The following is a 19162-nucleotide window of genomic DNA, read 5'->3' on the forward strand; positions in this document are numbered from 1 at the left end:
ACGCTGTTTGCCCTGGTCAACCTGTATCAGGCGAGGAAACCACTCATGGCCTGAGTGCGCCTGCCATCCGCCTGCAGTGGCTAAAACGGCCCTGCAGGCGCAGGGCGACTGACCCATTTCCGGATTCGGCGCCGGAAGCGGGTCAGAAAATGACCGGTCCGGGGGCGGGTGAATGGGGAATGGATCTGATCAGAGGTTCCTATGGTTTGATGGCGCTCTGATCTTGGTCGGACTGCTTCTTACGTTTGGTTCAGTTTTGCTATCACCGTCTGCTCGGGTAGACCGACCATTCATTCCAGACGGCGAAGTCCCACAATTTGTCGCTTCGGTTATCGCCGGACTATTCCTGATTGTCGGAATGCTGAGGGTCATGCTCCGGAGTACGAAGCGCACAACGATGCTTAAGATGGAGATGGCAGCGCTGAGTAAGCGTCGTCTATAAAATGCTTCCAGCCGACGGGCCTCGCTTCGCTCGGCCCGCGCCTAAAGCACGGCGTCGCAGGCCGTGGAAGGGTTTTGTTAGCGGCGCTTAGGGCGTCGATCTGTGGCATGGGCATTATCGGCGTTGACGCTACTTGCCGTTCATGCACGCCAGCACCTTTGCGTTGATTTCGTTCGAACCGGGCGCCATGCACTCCTGAAGGGGGCGGCGTGGCGCGCTTGAGAGTGCTTGCACCGGGGCCGGCGTTTTCTGTGGTGTGCTCGGTGCAGGTGGTGTCGGTCTGGATGTTGCCGGCGGTGATGGGGGTGGCTGGCGTACCGTCGGCTCGGGCATCGGCGCTGTCCGCACCGGGGCGGGTGGTGGAGTCGGTTTCAGGATTGCCTGTATCTGTGCGGCGGTTTGTCGTTTTTGCTCGTTGAGAGAGGTCTTTACTTGCGAGACGACTGTCTGTCCGACGATGGCTATCACGGCTGCCATGATTCCGGCTCTCAGCAGGCGGGGCGTTATACTTTTCGCGCTGTCTCGCCAACTGCGCTCCTTCGCCTGGTCTTCCTTCACCGAGGGGTAGTAGTACGAGCGTTCACGTTCCGCTCGTGTTCTGCGGGGTTTCGGCATTGGCGGGCTGTCTCCTTCTGCCTCGTCTTCGGGTTTAATTTAAGGCTTGCTCCACCATATGCCTTGGTCCTGTGGCGGTTGCTCCGGTGTGGTGGCTGGTGCTCGCCGAGGGGCTTGTGGTGGTGTGTATTGCTGCGGCGTGAACTGTGGTGCTGGTGGCAGTGCTCGTTGCAATGATCGCGATACGCTGCTGCCGAATCCCTCGATCATCTTGGTTGCGATGTACATGCTCGCAGTCCACCGGATCAGGTCGGCTGCCAGTGTTCCGAGCATGATTGCGACCGCGATCGGCAGGCACCACTGCCAGGGGCTTCGGTTGCTTTCCAAGCGGCGATCGATGTCTCTGCGTCGGACGTGATCGTACTGTTCCATCCTTTTCCCTCGGCTGCATCCCGTCACCGGGTGTCCCTTCCCTAACTCCCGGCTGAACTGCCGTTTCGTCCCCATGAACCACCTCCGGTTTCGTCTTGCACCTTAACAAGGTGTCCTCGAAACCGGCAGCAGCCCACGGCTCAACCCGCTGGCCGGGTTGACACTTGGTTGACACTGGAAAAGGGCAGGGGCCTACGCTCGCGCGTAAGCCCCTGATTTTATGGTGGGCCCTGCAGGGCTCGAACCTGCGACCTAGCGATTATGAGTCGCCAGCTCTAACCGACTGAGCTAAGGGCCCGTGGCGGGGGTGGAGTATACGCACCGCGGGCCGGGCGGTGCGAGCCGTGTCATTCGATGTCGAGGAAGCTGCGCAACTGCTCGGAGCGGTTGGGGTGGCGCAGCTTGCGCAGCGCCTTGGCCTCGATCTGGCGGATGCGCTCGCGGGTGACGTCGAACTGCTTGCCGACCTCCTCCAGGGTGTGGTCGGTGGGCATGTCGATGCCGAAGCGCATGCGCAGCACCTTGGCCTCGCGCGGCGTGAGGCTCGCGAGCACCTCGTAGGTGGCTTCCTTCAGCCCCTCGATGGTGGCGGCCTCGAGGGGCGACATCACGCTGGTGTCCTCGATGAAGTCGCCGAGGTGGCTGTCCTCGTCGTCGCCGATCGGGGTCTCCATCGAGATCGGTTCCTTGGCGATCTTGAGGACCTTGCGCACCTTGTCCTCGGGCATCTCCATGCGTGCGGCGAGTTCCTCGGGGGTCGCCTCGCGGCCCATCTCCTGCAGCATCTGGCGCGAGATGCGGTTGAGCTTGTTGATCGTCTCGATCATGTGCACCGGGATGCGGATGGTGCGCGCCTGGTCGGCGATCGAACGCGTGATGGCCTGGCGGATCCACCACGTGGCGTAGGTCGAGAACTTGTAGCCGCGGCGGTATTCGAACTTGTCCACCGCCTTCATCAGCCCGATGTTGCCTTCCTGGATCAGGTCGAGGAACTGCAGGCCGCGGTTGGTGTACTTCTTGGCGATCGAGATCACCAGGCGCAGGTTGGCCTCCACCATCTCCTTCTTGGCGCGCCGGGCCTTGGCTTCGCCGATCGACATGCGACGGTTGATCTCCTTGATGTCGAGCACCGCCAGCGAGGTCTCGCGTTCGATCCCGGCGAGGCGCCCCTGCGCCGCGCGGATGGTCTCGCGGTGCGGTTCCAGCGCCGCCGAGTACTTCTTGCCGGCGCGGATGTGCACGTCGACCCAGTCGGGGTCGGTTTCGTGCTCGGGAAACGAGGCGATGAAGATCTTGCGCGGCATCTCGGCCTTGTAGACGCAGCAGTCCATGACGATCTTCTCTTCGGCGCGGATCCGGTCGACCAGCGCACGCAGGGTTTCGACCAGCATGTCGAGCACCTTCGGCACCAGCTTCAGCTCCATGAAGCGGTCGGCCATCTGCGTGCGCAGCGTCACGGTGGCGGCATGCTGCGGGCCATGCGCCTCGATGCTCGCGAGCACGGCGGTGTGCAGTTCGCGCAGTTCACCGAAGCGGCGGGCGGCCTCCTCGGGATCGGGGCCGGTGTCGGCCGTTTCGGACGTGTCGTCGGCCTCGTCGTCGTCGTCGCCCACCGCGACGTCGGTGCTGACCGAGAGCGCGTCGATGTCCGGTTCGTGCTCGACGGCGGCCGCTTCGGCCGGCAGTTCGTCGAGACCGACGAAGCCGCTGATGATGTCGGCCAGGCGCGCTTCGCCGCTCTCGACCAGGGCGTACTCCTTCAGCAGTTCCGACACCGTCAGCGGATAGCTGGCGAGCGCCGAGAGCACCTGGGCCATGCCCTCCTCGATGCGCTTGGCGATCAGGATCTCGCCCTCGCGGGTCAGCAGTTCGACGGTGCCCATTTCGCGCATGTACATGCGCACCGGGTCCGTGGTGCGGCCGAACTCGCTGTCGACGGCGGCGAGGGCGGCGGCGGCCTCCTCGGCGACGTCGTCATCGTCGGTGGTGACGGAGCTGTCGTTGAGCAGCAGGGTATCGGTGTCCGGGGCGAACTCGTGGACTTCGATCCCCATGTCGTTGATCATCGAAATGATGTCTTCGATCTGTTCGGGGTCGACGATATCGTCCGGCAGGTGATCGTTGACCTCCGCATAGGTCAGGAAGCCCTGTTCCTTGCCGCGGGCGATCAACTTCTTCAACTGCGACTGTTGCTGTTCGCTCATGACCTTACTATCGCACCCAACTGTTAGAGTGAAGCGGGCTAAAACAAACTCGGAAGTTTAACACAAGGCTTCCCACCTGCTCGTCCCCTCACTCCGCCGGGCGTCCGCCGCGGCGCAGCGCGTCCTTCTCCTCGTCGCTGAGGGGCTCGCCGCGCGCGAGCTTGTCGATCAGGGGCTTGGGTCCGCTCTGCCGGCTGAGGAGCAGGGCGAGCGTGTCCCGGAACTCGCCGAGGAAATCGAAGTGTTCGGGCGCGACCTCCGGCTGCCAGGCGAGGAGTCGTTCGAGCACGTGCCGCTCCGTCGTTCCGCGATCATAGCGTTCGAGCAGCACGCCCAAGGGCAGGTGGGGGTTCCCGCGCAGCATTTCAAGCAGTTCCGTCAGCAGCTTGATGCCGGGCAGCGGGGCGTGTTCGAGCCCTGGCGGGACATCGACCTGGGTGGCGAGTTCGGGGTGAGACAGCAGCAGCGCGATGGCGTGCCGGACCGGCGTCCTGCGGTGGTCGACCCGGCCGGCGGGCGTGCCGCCCCCCGGCGCCGTCTGCTGCAGGCGCGTGAAGCGATGCACCAGCGACCCGGCGCCGATGCGCTGGACGAGCATTTCGCGCAGCGGCGTATCGGGCATGCGTTCGAGCAGTGGCTTGGCGAGTTCGAGCAGGCGCGCATGACCGTCGACGCTGTCGAGGTTGTCCACCTGGGCTTCCAGATGCGCGACCAGGTAATCGCCGAGCGGCGCGGCCTCGCCCAGGCGCCGTTCGAAGGCTTCACGCCCTTCGCGGCGAACCAGCGAGTCGGGGTCCTCGCCCTCCGGCAGGAACAGAAAGCCCACCTGGCGCCCCTCGCGCAGGTGCGGCAGCACGTTCTCCAGCGCGCGCCAGGCGGCCTCGCGGCCGGCGCGGTCGCCGTCGAAGCAGAAGATCACCTCGCGCGTGATGCGGAACAGGCGTTCGGTGTGCTCGGACGTCGTCGAGGTGCCGAGCGTCGCGACGGCGTAGCGCACGCCGTGCTGCGCCAGCATGATCACGTCCATGTAGCCCTCGACCACCAGCAGGCGCGGGATGCTGCGCAGGGACGTGCGCGCCTCGTACAGGCCGTACAGCTCCTGGCCCTTGTGGAACACGGGCGACTCGGGCGAATTCAGGTACTTGGGCTGACCGTCGCCGAGGATGCGTCCACCGAAGGCGATGGTGCGGCCGCGGCGATCGCGGATCGGGAACATGATGCGGTCGCGGAAACGGTCGATCGGTTCGCCGCCCTCGCGGTCGGCGACGAGCCCGGCGGCGATGAGCGCGCGCAGCGCAGCCCCCCGCGCGCGCAGCGCCGTCGACAGCGCGTCGCGTCCGGGAGGGGCGAAACCGATGCCGTAGGCCTTTGCGATCTCGCCGCTGAGGCCCCGCCCGCGCAGGTAATCGATCGCCCGCTGACGCTCCGGGTGGGCGCGCAGCTGGCGCTGGAACCAGCGGTCCGCGGCATCGACCCAGGCGAGCAGGTCGTCGTCCGGCCGTTCCTGCGCGGGGTGCGCCTCGCGGGGTATCTCCAGGCCGACGAGACGGGCGAGTTCCTCGACGGCTTCGGGGAAGGCGAGGTGCTCGTACGCCATCAGGAAGTCGATGGCATTGCCGTGCACGCCGCAGCCGAAGCAGTGATAGAACTGCTTGGTCGGGCTGACGTAGAAGGACGGGGTTTTCTCGTTGTGGAACGGGCAGCAGGCAGCGAACTCGCGTCCCGACTTGCGCAGCATCACCCGGCTGTCGACGACCTCGACGATGTCGACTCGTGCGAGCAACTGGTCGAGGAAATCCTGGGGAATGCGACCGGCCATGTGCTGCGCACTTCGGGGGATGGCAGGGAGGCCCGGATGGGCCGGGCGCTCGCGTGCGGCGGACGGAGGCCCGGCGGCTCAGCCGCCGAGGCGGGCCTTGATGCGCGCGCTGACCTGCGCCATGTCGGCGCGACCCTGCACCTGTTCGCGGATCGCAGCCATGACTTTGCCCATGTCGCGCACGCTGGCGGCCCCGCTGGCCGCGACGGCGCGTTCGATCAGCGCGTCGATCTCCTCGGCCGACAGCGCCGCCGGCATGTAGCCCTGGATCACCCCGACTTCCGCCTGCTCCTTGGCGGCGAGGTCCTCACGGCCGGCGCTGGTGAACTGGGCGATGGATTCGCGCCGCTGCTTCAGCATCTTGTCGAGCACCAGCAGCGTCTGGCCGTCGTCGAGCTCGATACGCTCGTCCACCTCGCGCTGCTTGATCGCCGCCAGGATCAGGCGCAGGGTGCCGAGGCGGTCCTTGTCCTTGGCCCGCATGGCCTCCTTCACATCGTCCTGCAGGCGCTGTTTCAGCGACATGTCGTACGTCCGGAGCGCCGTTGCGGCTCAGTACAGACGCGTACGACGGGCGACTTCGCGCGCCATCTTCTTCTGGTGACGCTTGACGGCCGCCGCCGCCTTGCGCTTGCGCTCCTGGGTCGGCTTCTCGTAGAACTCACGCGAGCGGATCTCGGCGAGCACCCCGGCCTTCTCGCAGGCGCGCTTGAAGCGGCGCAGTGCGATGTCGAACGGTTCGTTTTCTTTCACTTTGACAACGGGCATTAAACCTGTACCTCAATGAGAATTGCGCGGATCACGGCAAGCGCGCGATTCTAAGCGTTCACCGTCGGCAAAGCAAAGCACGTGCTGACGGCCTCCCGCCGTGGTGGAACACCTGCAGATGATCGTTCTCGGAATCGAAACCTCCTGCGACGAAACCGGCGTGGCGCTGTACGCGCACGACCGCGGCCTGCTCGCGCACGTGCTGTACAGCCAGGTCGCGCTGCACGCCGAGTACGGCGGCGTGGTGCCCGAGCTCGCCTCGCGCGACCACGTGCGCAAGGCCGTGCCGCTGCTGCGCGAGGTGTTCCGCGCGGCCGGGCTCGCCAGCGGCGCGGTTGACGGCGTGGCCTACACCGCCGGCCCGGGGCTGGTCGGCGCGCTGATGGTCGGTGCTGCGCTCGGACGCAGCCTGGCCTGGGCCTGGGGCGTCCCCGCGCTGGGCGTGCATCACCTGGAGGGGCATCTGCTCGCGCCGCTGCTCGAGCCCGAGCCGCCGGCGTTCCCGTTCGTGGCGCTGCTGGTGTCGGGAGGGCACACGCTGCTCGTCGACGTCGCCGGGGTGGGGCGCTACCGCGTGCTCGGCGAGTCGGTCGACGATGCCGTCGGCGAAGCCTTCGACAAGACCGCCAAGCTGCTCGGGCTGCCTTACCCGGGCGGGCCGGAACTGGCGCGGCTGGCCGAGCACGGCGACCCGGCCCGCTTCAGCTTTCCGCGGCCGATGACCGATCGGCCCGGGCTCGACTTCAGTTTCAGCGGGCTCAAGACCTTCGCGCTGAACACCCTGCACGGGCTCGCGGGCAGCGCGCAGGACCGCGCCGACGTCGCCCGCGCCTTCGAGGACGCGGTGGTCGACACGCTGGCGATCAAGTGCCGGCGCGCGGTGAAGGCGACCGGCACGCGGCGCCTGGTGGTCGCCGGCGGCGTCGGCGCCAACCGGCGCCTGCGCGTGCGCCTGACCGAACTGATGCAGGAGCTGGGGGGGGGCGCCTACTACCCGCGGCCGGCGTTCTGCACCGACAACGGCGCGATGATCGCGCTGGCGGGCTGCCTGCGCCTCACGGCCGGGCAGGCCGAGGACCTCGCCATCCGGGCCACGGCGCGCTGGCCGCTGGACGGGCTCGAGGCCCCGGCCGCGGGCTGAGGGTCAGCCGGGCGTGCCCGGCCCCGCGCCGGCGTCGGACTTCTTCTTCTCGCCGATGCGGCCCTCGGTGCCGTCCAGCAGCTTGCGGATGTTGCTGCGGTGGCGCCACACGAGCAGCGGCACCATCGCCAGCACCGCCGCCACGTAGGCGCCCGGCAGCGCGAACCACCACAGGTACAGCGGCGCCAGCACGGCGGCGGTCAGCGCCGCCAGCGACGAGATGCGGAAGATGAAGGCCATCGCGAGCCAGGTCGCGAGGGCGGCCAGCGCCACCTGCCACGACAGGCCGAGGATCACGCCGAACGCCGTCGCCACGCCCTTGCCGCCGATGAAGCCGAAGAACACCGGATAGAGGTGGCCGAGGAAGGCGGCGCAGCCGGTCAGCGCCACGGCCGCGGGGGGCGCGTCGAGCGCCTTGGCGAGCAGTACCGGCAGCACCCCCTTGGCGAAGTCGCCGATCAGCGTGAGCAGTGCGGCCTTCTTGCCGCCGATGCGCAGGACGTTGGTCGCGCCCGGATTGCGCGAACCGGTACTGCGCGGATCGGGCAGGTTCAGCGCGCGGCAGACGATGATCGCGGTCGACGCCGACCCGCACAGGTAGCCGATCAGGACGCAGACGAAGGCGGTGAGCATGGGGTATTCACGCTGGCGGGTGGGGAGGCGAGGGGCGGGCGGAAGCGTGGTTCGCTTCCCGGCGATTCGACTATAGTCTGGCAAAATTCCCACGAGGCTGTGAATGGACATCATCTTCATCCGCGAGCTCGAGATCGAGACCGTCATCGGCATCTTCGACTGGGAGCGCCAGATCCGTCAGAGGATCAGCCTCGACCTGGAAATGGGCACCGACATCCGGCGCGCGGCCGGGGCCGATGCGATCGAGCACACCCTCGACTACAAGGCCGTGTCGAAGCGGCTGATCCAGTTCGTCAGCGAGTCCGAGTTCATGCTCGTGGAAACCCTCGCCGAGCGCATCGCCACGCTGGTGATGGGCGAGTTCGACGTCCCTTGGCTGCGGCTCACGCTGAACAAGCCGGGCGCCGTGCGCGGTTCGCGCTCGGTCGGCGTGATCATCGAGCGCGGCGTGCGGGGCTGAGCGGCAGATGGCCCGTGTCTACGTGAGCATCGGCAGCAACATCGACCGCGAGGCCAACGTCGCGTCGTGCCTGGTGGCCCTGCGCGGGGCCTTCGGCGCGATCGACTGCTCGCCGGTGTACGAATGCCCCGCGGTGGGGTTCAGCGGCGACGACTTCTACAACCTCGTGGTCGGCTTCGACACCGAGCTGGCGGTGCGGGAGGTGGCGACGCGGCTGCGCGAGATCGAGTTCGCCCACGGCCGGCGCCGCGACCTGCCGAAGTTCTCCGCGCGCACGCTCGATCTCGACCTGCTGCTGTATGACGCGCTGGTGCAGCACGGCGACGGCATCGACGTGCCGCGCGACGAGATCACCCGCTACGCCTTCGTGCTGCGCCCGCTCGCCGATCTCGCCGGCGAGCGGCGCCACCCCGAGCTGGGGCTGAGCTTCGCCGAGCTGTGGGCGCGCTTCGCGGTGCCCGACGCCGGGCTGCGGCGCGTCGAGCCGTCGGCGCCGACCTGAGCGCGCCGCGCGCTCAGAGTTCGCCCCAGCGCGAGCGGCGCTGCACCCGCAGCCGCGGCAGGACCAGGCCGAGCACGATGCCGCTCAGCAGCACCCCCGAGCCGAGCAGGAACCAGTCGCGCTGATTGCGATCGGCGAGCGACTGGTTTTCCTGCTGGGCGATCTGCAGGTTGCGCTCGAGCGTGACGACGCGTTCCTGCAACTCCTTGTTCTGCTGGTCGATCGCGATCGCGTTGGCGGCGGTGCGGCGGATCTGCGCGATCTCCTGCGTGATGCGATGGTTGTCGGCCGAGATCTGGCTGACGCTGGATTCGACGTCGCCCTTCTGCGTGGCCAGCGTGTCTAGGCGCTGCTTGAGGCTCGCGTTCTCGGAGCGCACGCGTTCGAGTTCGAGCTGCGACTGCGCGAGCGCATCGCGCGCCGACGGCGTTTCCATCAGGTACTGGCTCGGCATCCAGCCCTGCACGCCACCGTCGCTGGCCTTGACCAGCGTGAAGCCCTTGTCGTCGCCGGAATCCAGCACCTCGACCGGGGTGCCGCTCGGCAGCATGCGGACGATCTTGTGGCGCAGGCTGGCCCCGGCGCGCAGCGGGACTTCGAGCGTGTCGGCGACGTAACGGACGGTTTTCGCTTCGACGACGGGGATCAGCGGCAGGGTGAGGAGGATGAGGGCAAGCAGCGTTAGGCGCATGGCGGCGGGGGGTCTGTAGCGGATGGCCGGCCATTCTAGCCCAGCCCCGGACCCCGCCCAACCGCGCCCGGCCGGCGTCACATCGACAGGCTGCGCCCGCCGTCGACCGCCAGCACCTGCCCGGTGACGTAGGGCGCGTCGCGCAGCAGGAACAGCACCGTGCGCGCGATGTCGTCGGGGTTGCCGAGGCGTCCCAGCGGCACGCGGGCGAGGATCGCGGCCTGCGCGGCACTGCCGGCGCCCGCCTCCGGCCACAGGATCGCGCCGGGCGCGACGCCGTTCACGCGCACATCGGGGGCGAGTTCGAGCGCGAGCGAGCGCGTCAGCATCGCCATCCCCGCCTTGGCCATGCAGTACACGGTGTGGCGCGGCATCGGCGGGCCGGCGTGGATGTCGACCAGGTTGACGATGGCGCCGCGCGTCGCGCGCAGCGCCGGCGCCGCCGCCTGGGCGAGGAAGAACGGCGCCTTCAGGTTGCTGGCGAAGAGTTCGTCCCACTGCGCCTCGGTGGTGCTGCCGATCGGCGTCGGGTAGAAGCTCGACGCGTTGTTGACCAGCGCGTCGAGCCGCCCGAAGGCCGCGAGCGTGGCGTCGATGAGCCCGGCCAGGCGCGCCGCGTCCTGCAGGTCGGCGGCGAGCAGCGTCACCGAGCCCGGGCGCTGCGCGGTGAGTTCGGCCGCGAGCGCCGCGGCGGCCGGCGCCGAGTGGCGGTGGTGCAGCGCGAGGTTCATGCCGGCCGCGTGCAGCGTGCGTGCGATGCAGGCGCCGATGCGCCGCGCCGCGCCGGTGACCAGGGCCACGCGCCCGTTCAGGGTGATATGCTCCACGGCCCTTTCCTCCCGCGGTGATGGTCGGCGACGCCCGGCTGGCCGCGCAGCCCGACCGTAAGCCCATGCGCCCGCCGTCCGTATCGATCGACCGCCTGCCCCCGCCCACTGCCGAGGCGGCCGCGCACAGCGCGCGCCTGGTCGAGTGTATCCGCGCCGAGATCGCCGCGGCGGGCGGCGCCATCCCGTTCGAACGCTACATGGCGCTCGCGCTGTACGCCCCCGGGCTCGGCTACTACAGCGCCGGCGCGCAGAAATTCGGTGCCGCCGGGGACTTCGTCACCGCGCCCGAACTGTCGCCGCTGTTCTCGCGCTGCCTCGCGCGCCAGTGCCGCGAACTGCTCGACGCCCTCGGCGGCGGCGACATCCTCGAGGTCGGTGCCGGTTCCGGGGTGATGGCCGCCGACATCCTCGCCGAACTCGACGCCGCGGGGTGCCTGCCGGGGCGCTACCGGGTGCTCGAAGCCAGCGCCGAGCTGCGCGCACGCCAGCACGCCACGCTCGCGGCACGGGTGCCGCACCTGCTCGCGCGCGTGGACTGGCTCGAGCGCCTGCCGGACGGCGGCTTCGAGGGCGTGGTGCTCGGTAACGAGGTGCTCGACGCGATGCCGGTGCGGCGCTTCCGCGTCAGCGCCGCGGGGCTGCATGAGGTCGGCGTGGCGGTGGGCGAGGGGGGGGACCTCGAACTGGTCGAGCTGCCCGCCGACGCCACCCTCGCCGCGGCGGTCGCCGCGATCGAGACGGCGCTCGGCCGTCCGCTGCCACCGGGCTACGACTCCGAGCTCAACCCCTACCTCGACGGCTGGTTCCGCGGCCTCGCCGCCGCCGTCGCGCGCGGGGCGGTGATCCTGCTCGACTACGGTTATCCGCGCCGCGAGTACTACCACCCCGAGCGCACGCGCGGCACCTTGATCTGCCACTACCGGCACCGCGCCCACGAGGAGGTCCTGCTCTGGCCCGGCCTGCAGGATCTCACCGCCAACGTCGATTTCACCGCGGTCGCCGACGCCGGCGTCGGCGCCGGCTTCGCGCTGGCGGGCTACACCACGCAGGCCTACTTCCTGTTCGGCTGCGGGCTCGAAGCCCTGGTGGCCGAGACGGACCCCGCCGACACCGTGCGCTACCTCGCCCTCGCGCAGCAGGTGAAGCGCCTGACGCTGCCCGGCGAGATGGGCGAGCGCTTCAAGGCGATCGGCTTCCTGCGCGGGCTGGCGCTGCGGCCCTGCGGCTTCGCGCTTTTCGATCAGGGCCGCCGGCTCTGAGCCGGCGCACGCTCATGCGTGCACATCGAGTTCGCGGCCGATGCGGCGCTCCGGGTCGGCATCGGTGGCGCGGGTGGGCGGCGGTGCGGCCTCGCGCTCGCGCAGCGCCGCGGTCTGCTCCTCGCGCTCGCGCGCCTCGTCGAAGCGTTTCTGCGCCGCGGTCGGATCGGCGGCGGGGGTGGCCGGCGTGACTGCCGGCGGGACGGTGGGTAATGGCGGGATCTGCATCGCGGCGCCCTCCGGAAAGGCTTGTCGCCACCGAAGCTTAGGCCTCCCGGCCGGGTGCCGCCAGAGGCGCGCGCATCAGCCGGCCGCGGCGATCGCCGCGACGCGGGCGCGCTTCAGTTCCGCGGCGATCGCCGTGCCGCTCAAGCCCTGCGCGGCCAGCGCCTGCGCCGATACCGCGGCGGCGGCGGCGCGCGCGCGCTCGAAGCGCGCCGCCTGCGGGTAGGGGCGCTCCTCCAGGCCGGTGCGACCGCGCGCGTCGGCCTCGCAGGCGAGCAGGAACTGCGCGAAGCGTGCCGGGCGGCGCAGCGCGTCGAGGCGTTCGAGCGTGGCGAGCACGGTGTCGGGGCGCAGTTCGAGCGCGCGGTGGCAGTGGGTGTGGAATTCGGCGACCAGCACCGCGAGGTCGCGGTGCTCGGCCGGCGCGCGCAGGCGGGCGCAGACCTCGCGGACCAGGCGCGCGCTGCGCGCCTCGTGGCCGATGTGGCGCGGCCATTCGGCCGCCGGCGTGGTGCCCTTGCCGAGGTCGTGCAGCAGGGTGGCGAAGCGCGTCGGCACGTCGGCGCCGAGGCGTGCCGCCTGCGCCAGTGCCATCAGCACGTGCACGCCGGTGTCGACCTCGGGGTGGTGCCGTGGCGGCTGCGGCACCCCCCACAGCCGGTCGAGTTCGGGCAGCAGCCGCGCCAGCGCACCGCAATCGCGCAGCACCTCGATGCAGCGCCCGGGCCACGGCTCGCCGAGCGCGCGCGCGAGTTCGGCCCAGACGCGCTCGGGCACCAGCGCGTCGACCTCGCCGGCGGCGACCATCGTGCGCATCAGCGCGAGCGTCTCCGGGGCGACCGTGAAGCCGAGCCCGGCGTAGCGCGCGGCGAAGCGCGCCAGGCGCAGGATGCGCACCGGGTCCTCGGCGAAGGCCGGCGAAACGTGGCGCAGCACGCGGGCGTCGAGGTCGCGCAGGCCGCCCCAGGGGTCGGTCAGGCGGCCGTCGGCGGCGCGGGCGATGGCGTTGATGGTCAGGTCGCGCCGCGCCAGGTCCTCCTCCAGCGTCACCTCGGGCGCGGCGTGCACGGCGAAGCCGCGGTAGCCGGGCGCGGTCTTGCGCTCGGTGCGGGCGAGCGCGTACTCCTCGTGCGTCTGCGGGTGCAGGAACACCGGGAAGTCCTTGCCGACCGGGCGGAAACCGGCGGCCAGCATCTGCTCGGGGGTGGCGCCGACCACCACCCAGTCGCGCTCGCCGACCGCGCGCCCGAGCAGTTCGTCGCGCACCGCACCGCCCACCAGGTAGATCTCCATCGTTGCGTGTTCCTCTTCAGGTCGCGAACAGCCAGTCCTCGCCTTCGACCCGGCCCAGCGCGGCCAGGTCCGCGCGGATCGCCGGCTTGACCGAGCGCTGCGACACGGTGGCGAGGATGAAGGCATCGGCATGCGCGCGCGCGGCGGCGACCGGCAGCACCGGCCTGCCGCGCTTGCGCCCGCCGACCTTGCGCGGGTCCAGGTCGACGAAGGCGCGCACCGCCACGCCGTGGGCGAGCAGGCGATCATGCAGCAGCGCACCGGTGTCGGTCGCCCCCCACAGCAGCACCGGCCGGCCGCGCAGCACGTCGCGGGCGAGCGCGTCGGCCTTGAGTTCGAGCAGGCGCCGGCGGGTGCAGCGCGGGTCGGTGCGGGTGAGGCGCCCGGGGTGGTCGCGCCAGCGCAGCAGGATGCCGTCGGGCTTGGCCATGCCGATGCCGGCCGCCGCCGCGCGCAGCCAGAGCTCGTAGTCCTCCGGCCAGGGGCCGTCGCGGTAGGCGCCCAGGCGCTCCCAGGCCGCGCGGCGCAGCACCACGCTGGGGTGCGGCAGCGGGCTCTCGATGAACAGTTCGCGGCGGATGTCGGCCGGGCGGGTGAGGGCGTTGAGCCAGTCCTGGTAGGCGCGGTTGCCGGCGGCGGGCGGCCCGTCGGCGGTGACGATCTCCACCTGCGCGGCGCAGATGCCGACCCCGGGTTCGGCGTCGAGCAGCGCGAGCTGGCGTTCGAGCCGCGTCGGCAGGCTCTCGTCGTCGGCGTCCATGCGCGCGAGGAAGGCGCCGCGCGCCGCCTGCATGCCGTGGTTGAGCGCGCTGACCAGGCCGCGCCCCGGGTTGGCGAGCACGCGCAGGCGCGGGTCCGCCGGCAGCGCGGCGACGGCGCCGTCGGTCGAGCCGTCGTCGACGACGAGCAGCTCGAGCGCGCGCAGCGTCTGGCCGAGGATGCTGGCGACCGCGGCCGCCAGCAGCGCGCCGCCGTTGCGTACCGGCAGGACGACCGAAACCAGGGGGCGGGGCACGGGGGCGGGGGCTCGACGGCGGCGCGGCGCGCGAGCATAGCGCAGTCGTGCCCCGGCTTGCGCGCACCCCGCGGGCCCCGCATGCTGCCCGGTCGAAGCCGTTGCCGGAGCGAGCCGATGAACGCCGCGAACGATGCCACCGAGTGGAAGCGCAAGTACTTCGAGGTACTGCGCGAACTCGAGCGCAAGGAGCGTGACTGGAGCCTCGGCCAGGAGCTGCTGACGCTCGCGGTGCGCCGCCTCAGCCTGCTCGCGCAGGGGCTCGACACGCGCCTCGATCCGCACCTCGAATCGCTGCGCGCCGGCCTGCGCGGCGAGCTCGACCCGCCGCGGCTGCGCGCCGACCTCGGCCGCATCACCCAGCTGCTCGACGAGCTGCGCGATCTCGGCAAGAACGGGCTCGACGACGAGCTGGTGCGCCTGCTCGGGCTGCTCAGGCTGTCGACGTCGCGTCAGGCGGCGGTCGACAACCTCGTGGTGCGGCTGCGGCAGACGCCGCCGCCGCGCGAGGCGCTGATCGAGGCGATCGCGGTCGAGCTGAACCAGGTGCTGCTGCCGCCGACCGCGGCCGCGCCGCCGCCGGCGGCAGCGATACCGGCCGCGGCGGCCGCCGACCCCGCCCGCAGCGCCGAGCTGCTGTTCGGCAGTACGCTCGCCGAGCTGCTCGACGGCATCCGCCTCGCCTGGACGCCGCCGCTCGAACAGGCGCGCGAGGCGCTGCGCCAGCGCCTCGCCGCCGGCATCGAGCAGTCCGGCTGGCACACCGCGCTCGACGCCTGCGTCGAGCTGGTCAACCGCGCGGTGGCCGAGCTGGGCGGCGAGCGCGACGAGCTGCGACGCTTCCTCGAACAGGTGACCGAGCGCCTGCTGGCGCTCGAGGCGCTGCTGCGCGAGCAGGCCGCCGGGGTGGTCGAGGCGCGCGGCGGGCGCGCCGCGCTGGAGGGCGCGGTGGGCGCGGAGATGCGCGGCATGCGCGAGGGGGTGGAGCGGGCGCGCGACCTCGACAGCCTCAAGCGCAACATGCTGGCGCGCGTGGAGCAGATCGACCGCCACCTGCAGGCCTTCCGTTCTGCCGAGGAAGGGCGCCTGGCGCGCATCGACGAGCGCGTGCGCAGCCTGTCGGCGCAGCTGAGCTCGATGCACGAGGAAACCCGGGCGCTGCGCGGCCTGCTCGCCGAGCAGGACGAGCGCCTGCAGCGCGACCCGCTCACCGGCCTGAACAACCGCTTCGCCTACGACGAGCGCCTGCAGCGCGAGTTCGTGCACTGGCAGGCGCACGGCCAGCCGCTCGCGCTGCTGGTGTGGGACATCGACCACTTCAAGCGCATCAACGACACGCTCGGCCACGCGATCGGCGATCAGGTGCTGGTGGGGGTGGGGCGGGGGCTCGCCAGCGGCCTGCGCGGCGGCGACTTCGTCGCCCGCTACGGCGGCGAGGAGTTCGTGATGCTGCTCCCCGGCGTCGACCTCGACAGCGCCCGCGGCATCGCCGAGCGCATCCGCGCCGAGGTCGCGACGACGCACTTCCCGGTCACCGGCAGCGACGTCGCGGTGACGGTCTCCTGCGGCCTCACGCTGCTGCGCGAGGGCGACACGCCGCGCGGCTGCTTCGAGCGCGCCGACCAGGGCCTGCTCGCCGCCAAGCGCGGCGGGCGCAACCGCTGCGTGGCGGTGTGAGCACCGGGCGGACGCGCACCACCGGTGCGGGACGGCGTCCGCGCTGAGGTGCGCGCACGCGGCTCAGGCGCCGTGGCCGCCGTGCTGCTGCTCGGCGGCTGTGCGGAGCTCACCTACTACGGCCAGGCGTTCGAAGGCCAGGTGGAGCTGCTGGCGGCGCGCCGCCCGGTCGCCGAACTCGCCGCCGCGCCCTCCACCCCGGCGGCGCTGCGCGCACGGCTCGAACGCGCGCAGGCGATGCGCCGTTTCGCCGTCGCTGCGCTGGCGCTGCCCGACAACGGCAGCTACCGGAGCTTCGCCGCGCTGGGGCGCCCGCATGCGGTGTGGCTGGTGGTGGCGACCCCGCCGCTGTCGCTCGACGCGCGCGAGTGGTGCTTCCCGATCGCCGGCTGCGTCAACTACCGCGGCTACTTCGACGCCGCCGCCGCGCAGGCCTTCGCCGCCGAACGGCGTGCCGCCGGCGACGACGTGATGGTCGCCGGGGTGCCGGCCTACTCGACCCTCGGCTGGTTCGACGACCCGCTGCTCGACACCTTCATCGAGCTGCCCGAGGGGCGGCTCGCGGAGCTGATGTTCCACGAGCTCGCGCACCAGCGCGTCTACGTCGCCGGCGATCCGGCGTTCAACGAGGCCTACGCCACCGCGGTGGGGCGCCTCGGCGCGCGCGCCTGGCTCGCCGCGCAGGGCGCGCCGGGCGCGGCTGCGGACTACGCGCAGGCGCTGGCGCGCCAGCAGCAGTTCGTCGAGCGCGTGCTGGCGACGCGCGAGACGCTGGCGGCGCTGTATGCGAGCGCGGTCGACGACGAGGCCAGGCGCGCCGGCAAGGCACGCGCCTTCGCCGCGCTGCGCGCCGACTACGCGCGCCTGCGTGCGGCCTGGGGCGGCTACGCCGGCTATGACCACTGGTTCGGGCAGGACCTGAACAACGCCCGCCTCGTCGGCGTGACCACCTACCATCGCCTGGCGCCGGCCTTCGAGGAGATTCACCGGCTGCTGGGAGGGGATTTCGCCGCGCTGCACCGCGCGGTCGAGGCGCTCGCGGCGCTGCCGCCGGCAGCGCGCGATGCCTATCTCGCGGCCCTGCTCGCGCGCCCGGACGGCCCGCCGGCGGGGGCGCCGGCAGCGCCCGCCGTTAGCGCGGGCGGGCCGCCTCAGTCGCGCGCGGCGCGGGTGCGATAGCCGTCGTACGAGCCGCGGTAGTTGCGGCTCTTCATCTCGCGCGGCATCACCGCCTCGACCGAGCGCGGCGTGATGCCGAGCAGGGCGAAGCCGTCGGTGCCGCGCACCACGCTGTCGACCTGCAGCGAACGGTAGTTGTCGGTGGTGAACGGCTTGCCGGGCAGGCGCTCGAAGATCGCCGCCTGCAGGCGCGCCAGCCCGTCGGGCAGGCCGATGACGAGGCGTTTCACGCCGATGAGCTGTGCCGTGTACTCGACCAGTTCGCGCAGCGTGTAGATGCGGGGTCCGCCGAGTTCGAGGCGCTGGCCGACGCTGTCGGCGGCGTCGAGGCTGCGCACGAAGGCGTTGGCGACGTCGCCGACGTACACCGGCTGGAAGCGCGCCCCGGGGCAGGCGAGCGGCAGCGCCGGCGCCAGGCGCAGCAGCCGGGCGAAGCGGTTGAAGAAGCTGTCGTCGCCGCCGAAGATGATCGACGGCCGGAAGCTCGTGACCGCCACGCCGCTGACGGCGTGGGCGGCGTCCTCGCCGATGCCCTTGGACTTCAGGTAGTGGCTGGCGCCGTTCACGGCGTCGGCGTTGAGCGCGCTCATGTGCAGCAGGCGCGCCACGCCGGCCTCGCGGCAGGCGTCGGCGACCCGGCCGGGGAGCGTGGCGTGCACGTCGTCGAAGCGCTGGGCCGTGTCCTCGTTGAGGATGCCGATCAGGTTGATCACCGCATCCTGGCCGGCGAAGGCCGCCAGCAGCGCCGCGCGGTCACCGACCTGTGCTTCCACCAGCTCGACGTTCGGCATCACCAGCAGCTCGCGGCAGCGCCGCTCGCGGTGGCGGGTGAGCACGGTCACCTGGCGGCCCGAATTGGCCAGGCGCGTCACCAAGTGCCGACCGACGAATCCGGTGCCTCCGAGTACGCAGACGCTCTGTACGTTCATGGGCTTTCCTGTAGAGCCTGAAATCGCGACCAAGGGCCGGCGGTCTGCGCCGCCTGGCGATGCGCCCCGCGCCACCGGCGCGCGCCGGTCGGGGCGATCACGGTGTGCCCGCCGTGACGCCGCGGTGGCAGGACGCGCGCCGGTCCGCCCGTTACACTCCGCGGCGTCGAAGGCCGCAGCGGCACCGCGCTTGCGCGCAGCCCCCGCGACCGCGCCGAACTCTAGCACACGGCACCGGCCGCCACGCCGCGCGCCGGCACCGCCACCGAGGAGCCCCACCGTGCCCGACGTCGTCCTGACCCCCGCGCTCTACCTCGCCATCGGTGCGGCGGCGGGCGTCATGGCCGGCATGCTCGGCGTCGGCGGCGGTGTCGTGATCGTCCCGGCGCTCGCCTGGGCGCTGCTCGCCCAGGGCGTGACGCCGGCGCTGGTGATGCACGTCGCCATCGGCACCTCGCTCGCGACCATCGTCGTCACCTCGCTGTCGTCGATCCGCGCGCACCAGCGCCGCGGCGCGATCCTGTGGCCGGTGGTGCGGCGGCTGGCGCCGGGGATCGTCGTCGGCACCTGGATCGGTGCGAAGATCGTCGACCTGCTGCCGGCGGCGACGCTCAGGCTGATCTTCGGCGTGTTCCTGCTCAGCGTGGCCGCGCAGATGGTGTTCGCCGGCCAGCCCGCCGCGCACCGCGGCCTGCCCGGGCGGCCGGCCCTGCTCGGCGTCGGTGCGCTGATCGGCGCGGTGTCGGGGGTGGTCGGCATCGGCGGCGGCTCGCTGACCGTGCCCTTCCTCGGCTGGTGCAACGTCGGCATCCGCAACGCCGTGGCGACGTCGGCGGCGTGCGGCTTCCCGATCGCGCTGGCGGGCACGCTCGGCTTCGTCGTCACCGGCCTCGACGCCGCCGGGCTGCCGCCGTGGAGCCTCGGCTACATCAACGGCCCGGCCTGGCTCGGCATCGGCTGCGCGAGCATGCTGTTCGCGCCGCTCGGCGCGCGGCTCGCGCACACCCTGCCGATGCCGCTGCTCAGGCGCGTGTTCGCGCTGTTCCTGGGCGTGGTCGGCGTGCGCATGCTGTGGCCGTGACGCTCGCTGCGGCACGCCGCCCGTCCT

Annotated in this window: 18 protein-coding genes and 1 tRNA gene; 7 read left to right on the top strand and 12 right to left on the bottom strand. The window is 71.4% G+C overall.

Annotated features, from left to right (window positions below; all coding sequences use genetic code 11):
* Positions 1–1650: 1650 nt before the first annotated feature.
* From EV699_RS04590 to rpsU, 5 genes are all read right to left on the bottom strand, one after another.
* A tRNA-Ile gene (locus EV699_RS04590) sits at positions 1651–1727 on the bottom strand.
* A 49-nt stretch (positions 1728–1776) separates the two neighbouring features.
* Positions 1777–3633, bottom strand: a complete 1857-nt coding sequence (rpoD, locus tag EV699_RS04595; protein WP_132539453.1) for an RNA polymerase sigma factor RpoD — start codon at positions 3631–3633, stop codon at positions 1777–1779.
* An 88-nt stretch (positions 3634–3721) separates the two neighbouring features.
* Positions 3722–5452 carry a DNA primase gene (gene dnaG / locus EV699_RS04600; RefSeq protein ID WP_132539455.1) on the bottom strand — a complete coding sequence of 577 codons (1731 nt, stop codon included), beginning with the start codon at positions 5450–5452 and terminating at the stop codon, positions 3722–3724.
* Between the two features lie 78 nt (positions 5453–5530).
* The gene (locus EV699_RS04605; RefSeq protein WP_132539457.1) at positions 5531–5977 is read right to left on the bottom strand and encodes a GatB/YqeY domain-containing protein; all 447 of its coding nucleotides are present in this window, start codon (positions 5975–5977) and stop codon (positions 5531–5533) included.
* 27 nt (positions 5978–6004) lie between these two features.
* On the bottom strand, positions 6005–6220 hold the full coding sequence (gene rpsU, locus EV699_RS04610) for a 30S ribosomal protein S21 (RefSeq protein ID WP_132539459.1): 216 nt from the start codon (positions 6218–6220) through the stop codon (positions 6005–6007).
* Positions 6221–6338: 118 nt separating this feature from the next.
* Here rpsU and tsaD point away from each other — a divergent pair, with 118 nt between their 5' ends.
* On the top strand, positions 6339–7361 hold the full coding sequence (gene tsaD / locus EV699_RS04615) for a tRNA (adenosine(37)-N6)-threonylcarbamoyltransferase complex transferase subunit TsaD (RefSeq protein ID WP_132539461.1): 1023 nt from the start codon (positions 6339–6341) through the stop codon (positions 7359–7361).
* Positions 7362–7364: 3 nt separating this feature from the next.
* On the opposite strand, the gene plsY is transcribed toward tsaD, so the two are convergent.
* The gene (gene plsY / locus EV699_RS04620) at positions 7365–7994 is read right to left on the bottom strand and encodes a glycerol-3-phosphate 1-O-acyltransferase PlsY (protein WP_132539463.1); all 630 of its coding nucleotides are present in this window, start codon (positions 7992–7994) and stop codon (positions 7365–7367) included.
* Between the two features lie 103 nt (positions 7995–8097).
* Between plsY and folB the strand changes: the two genes are divergently transcribed.
* Both folB and folK read left to right on the top strand, forming a co-directional pair.
* Positions 8098–8454, top strand: a complete 357-nt coding sequence (gene folB, locus EV699_RS04625) for a dihydroneopterin aldolase (protein ID WP_132539465.1) — start codon at positions 8098–8100, stop codon at positions 8452–8454.
* Between the two features lie 7 nt (positions 8455–8461).
* Positions 8462–8956 carry a 2-amino-4-hydroxy-6-hydroxymethyldihydropteridine diphosphokinase gene (gene folK, locus EV699_RS04630; RefSeq protein ID WP_132539467.1) on the top strand — a complete coding sequence of 165 codons (495 nt, stop codon included), beginning with the start codon at positions 8462–8464 and terminating at the stop codon, positions 8954–8956.
* A 13-nt stretch (positions 8957–8969) separates the two neighbouring features.
* On the opposite strand, the gene EV699_RS04635 is transcribed toward folK, so the two are convergent.
* The gene (locus tag EV699_RS04635) at positions 8970–9647 is read right to left on the bottom strand and encodes a TIGR04211 family SH3 domain-containing protein (RefSeq protein ID WP_132539469.1); all 678 of its coding nucleotides are present in this window, start codon (positions 9645–9647) and stop codon (positions 8970–8972) included.
* Between the two features lie 77 nt (positions 9648–9724).
* Positions 9725–10474 carry a pteridine reductase gene (locus tag EV699_RS04640; protein WP_132539471.1) on the bottom strand — a complete coding sequence of 250 codons (750 nt, stop codon included), beginning with the start codon at positions 10472–10474 and terminating at the stop codon, positions 9725–9727.
* Between the two features lie 65 nt (positions 10475–10539).
* Between EV699_RS04640 and EV699_RS04645 the strand changes: the two genes are divergently transcribed.
* Complete coding sequence (locus EV699_RS04645) at positions 10540–11736, top strand: class I SAM-dependent methyltransferase (RefSeq protein ID WP_132539473.1); 1197 nt, start codon at positions 10540–10542, stop codon at positions 11734–11736.
* A gap of 12 nt (positions 11737–11748) precedes the next feature.
* On the opposite strand, the gene EV699_RS04650 is transcribed toward EV699_RS04645, so the two are convergent.
* The 3 genes from EV699_RS04650 to EV699_RS19860 all read right to left on the bottom strand — a co-directional run bounded on the left by EV699_RS04650 (position 11749) and on the right by EV699_RS19860 (position 14269).
* On the bottom strand, positions 11749–11964 hold the full coding sequence (locus EV699_RS04650; protein WP_132539475.1) for a hypothetical protein: 216 nt from the start codon (positions 11962–11964) through the stop codon (positions 11749–11751).
* Positions 11965–12039: 75 nt separating this feature from the next.
* Positions 12040–13254, bottom strand: a complete 1215-nt coding sequence (locus EV699_RS04655; RefSeq protein ID WP_132539477.1) for a multifunctional CCA addition/repair protein — start codon at positions 13252–13254, stop codon at positions 12040–12042.
* Between the two features lie 16 nt (positions 13255–13270).
* Positions 13271–14269, bottom strand: coding sequence for a glycosyltransferase (locus EV699_RS19860; protein WP_165904034.1), 999 nt, complete (start codon positions 14267–14269; stop codon positions 13271–13273).
* A 117-nt stretch (positions 14270–14386) separates the two neighbouring features.
* On the opposite strand from EV699_RS19860, the gene EV699_RS19865 reads away from it, so the two are divergent.
* Together EV699_RS19865 and EV699_RS04670 are read left to right on the top strand one after the other, a co-directional pair.
* Complete coding sequence (locus EV699_RS19865) at positions 14387–15946, top strand: GGDEF domain-containing protein (RefSeq protein WP_165904035.1); 1560 nt, start codon at positions 14387–14389, stop codon at positions 15944–15946.
* 72 nt (positions 15947–16018) lie between these two features.
* Positions 16019–17125: an aminopeptidase gene (locus EV699_RS04670; protein WP_243662559.1), complete on the top strand. Its 1107-nt coding sequence runs from the start codon at positions 16019–16021 to the stop codon at positions 17123–17125.
* Here the strand turns inward: EV699_RS04670 and EV699_RS04675 are convergent.
* Positions 17098–18054, bottom strand: coding sequence for a complex I NDUFA9 subunit family protein (locus tag EV699_RS04675; RefSeq protein ID WP_132539485.1), 957 nt, complete (start codon positions 18052–18054; stop codon positions 17098–17100). The genes EV699_RS04670 and EV699_RS04675 overlap by 28 nt on opposite strands.
* A 280-nt stretch (positions 18055–18334) precedes the next feature.
* Here EV699_RS04675 and EV699_RS04680 point away from each other — a divergent pair, with 280 nt between their 5' ends.
* Complete coding sequence (locus EV699_RS04680; protein WP_243662560.1) at positions 18335–19135, top strand: sulfite exporter TauE/SafE family protein; 801 nt, start codon at positions 18335–18337, stop codon at positions 19133–19135.
* Positions 19136–19162: the final 27 nt, after the last annotated feature.

The organism is Plasticicumulans lactativorans (assembly GCF_004341245.1).
GTDB lineage: Bacteria > Pseudomonadota > Gammaproteobacteria > Competibacterales > Competibacteraceae > Plasticicumulans_A > Plasticicumulans_A lactativorans.

What these genes read in the sequence shown, in the direction of transcription:
- rpoD (WP_132539453.1), bottom strand. Translation starts at nt 3,633, where the DNA reads ATGAGCGAACAGCAACAGTCGCAGTTGAAGAAGTTGATCGCCCGCGGC.
- dnaG (WP_132539455.1), bottom strand. Translation starts at nt 5,452, where the DNA reads ATGGCCGGTCGCATTCCCCAGGATTTCCTCGACCAGTTGCTCGCACGA.
- EV699_RS04605 (WP_132539457.1), bottom strand. Translation starts at nt 5,977, where the DNA reads ATGTCGCTGAAACAGCGCCTGCAGGACGATGTGAAGGAGGCCATGCGG.
- rpsU (WP_132539459.1), bottom strand. Translation starts at nt 6,220, where the DNA reads ATGCCCGTTGTCAAAGTGAAAGAAAACGAACCGTTCGACATCGCACTG.
- tsaD (WP_132539461.1), top strand. Translation starts at nt 6,339, where the DNA reads ATGATCGTTCTCGGAATCGAAACCTCCTGCGACGAAACCGGCGTGGCG.
- plsY (WP_132539463.1), bottom strand. Translation starts at nt 7,994, where the DNA reads ATGCTCACCGCCTTCGTCTGCGTCCTGATCGGCTACCTGTGCGGGTCG.
- folB (WP_132539465.1), top strand. Translation starts at nt 8,098, where the DNA reads ATGGACATCATCTTCATCCGCGAGCTCGAGATCGAGACCGTCATCGGC.
- folK (WP_132539467.1), top strand. Translation starts at nt 8,462, where the DNA reads ATGGCCCGTGTCTACGTGAGCATCGGCAGCAACATCGACCGCGAGGCC.
- EV699_RS04635 (WP_132539469.1), bottom strand. Translation starts at nt 9,647, where the DNA reads ATGCGCCTAACGCTGCTTGCCCTCATCCTCCTCACCCTGCCGCTGATC.
- EV699_RS04645 (WP_132539473.1), top strand. Translation starts at nt 10,540, where the DNA reads ATGCGCCCGCCGTCCGTATCGATCGACCGCCTGCCCCCGCCCACTGCC.
- EV699_RS04650 (WP_132539475.1), bottom strand. Translation starts at nt 11,964, where the DNA reads ATGCAGATCCCGCCATTACCCACCGTCCCGCCGGCAGTCACGCCGGCC.
- EV699_RS04655 (WP_132539477.1), bottom strand. Translation starts at nt 13,254, where the DNA reads ATGGAGATCTACCTGGTGGGCGGTGCGGTGCGCGACGAACTGCTCGGG.
- EV699_RS19865 (WP_165904035.1), top strand. Translation starts at nt 14,387, where the DNA reads ATGAACGCCGCGAACGATGCCACCGAGTGGAAGCGCAAGTACTTCGAG.
- EV699_RS04675 (WP_132539485.1), bottom strand. Translation starts at nt 18,054, where the DNA reads ATGAACGTACAGAGCGTCTGCGTACTCGGAGGCACCGGATTCGTCGGT.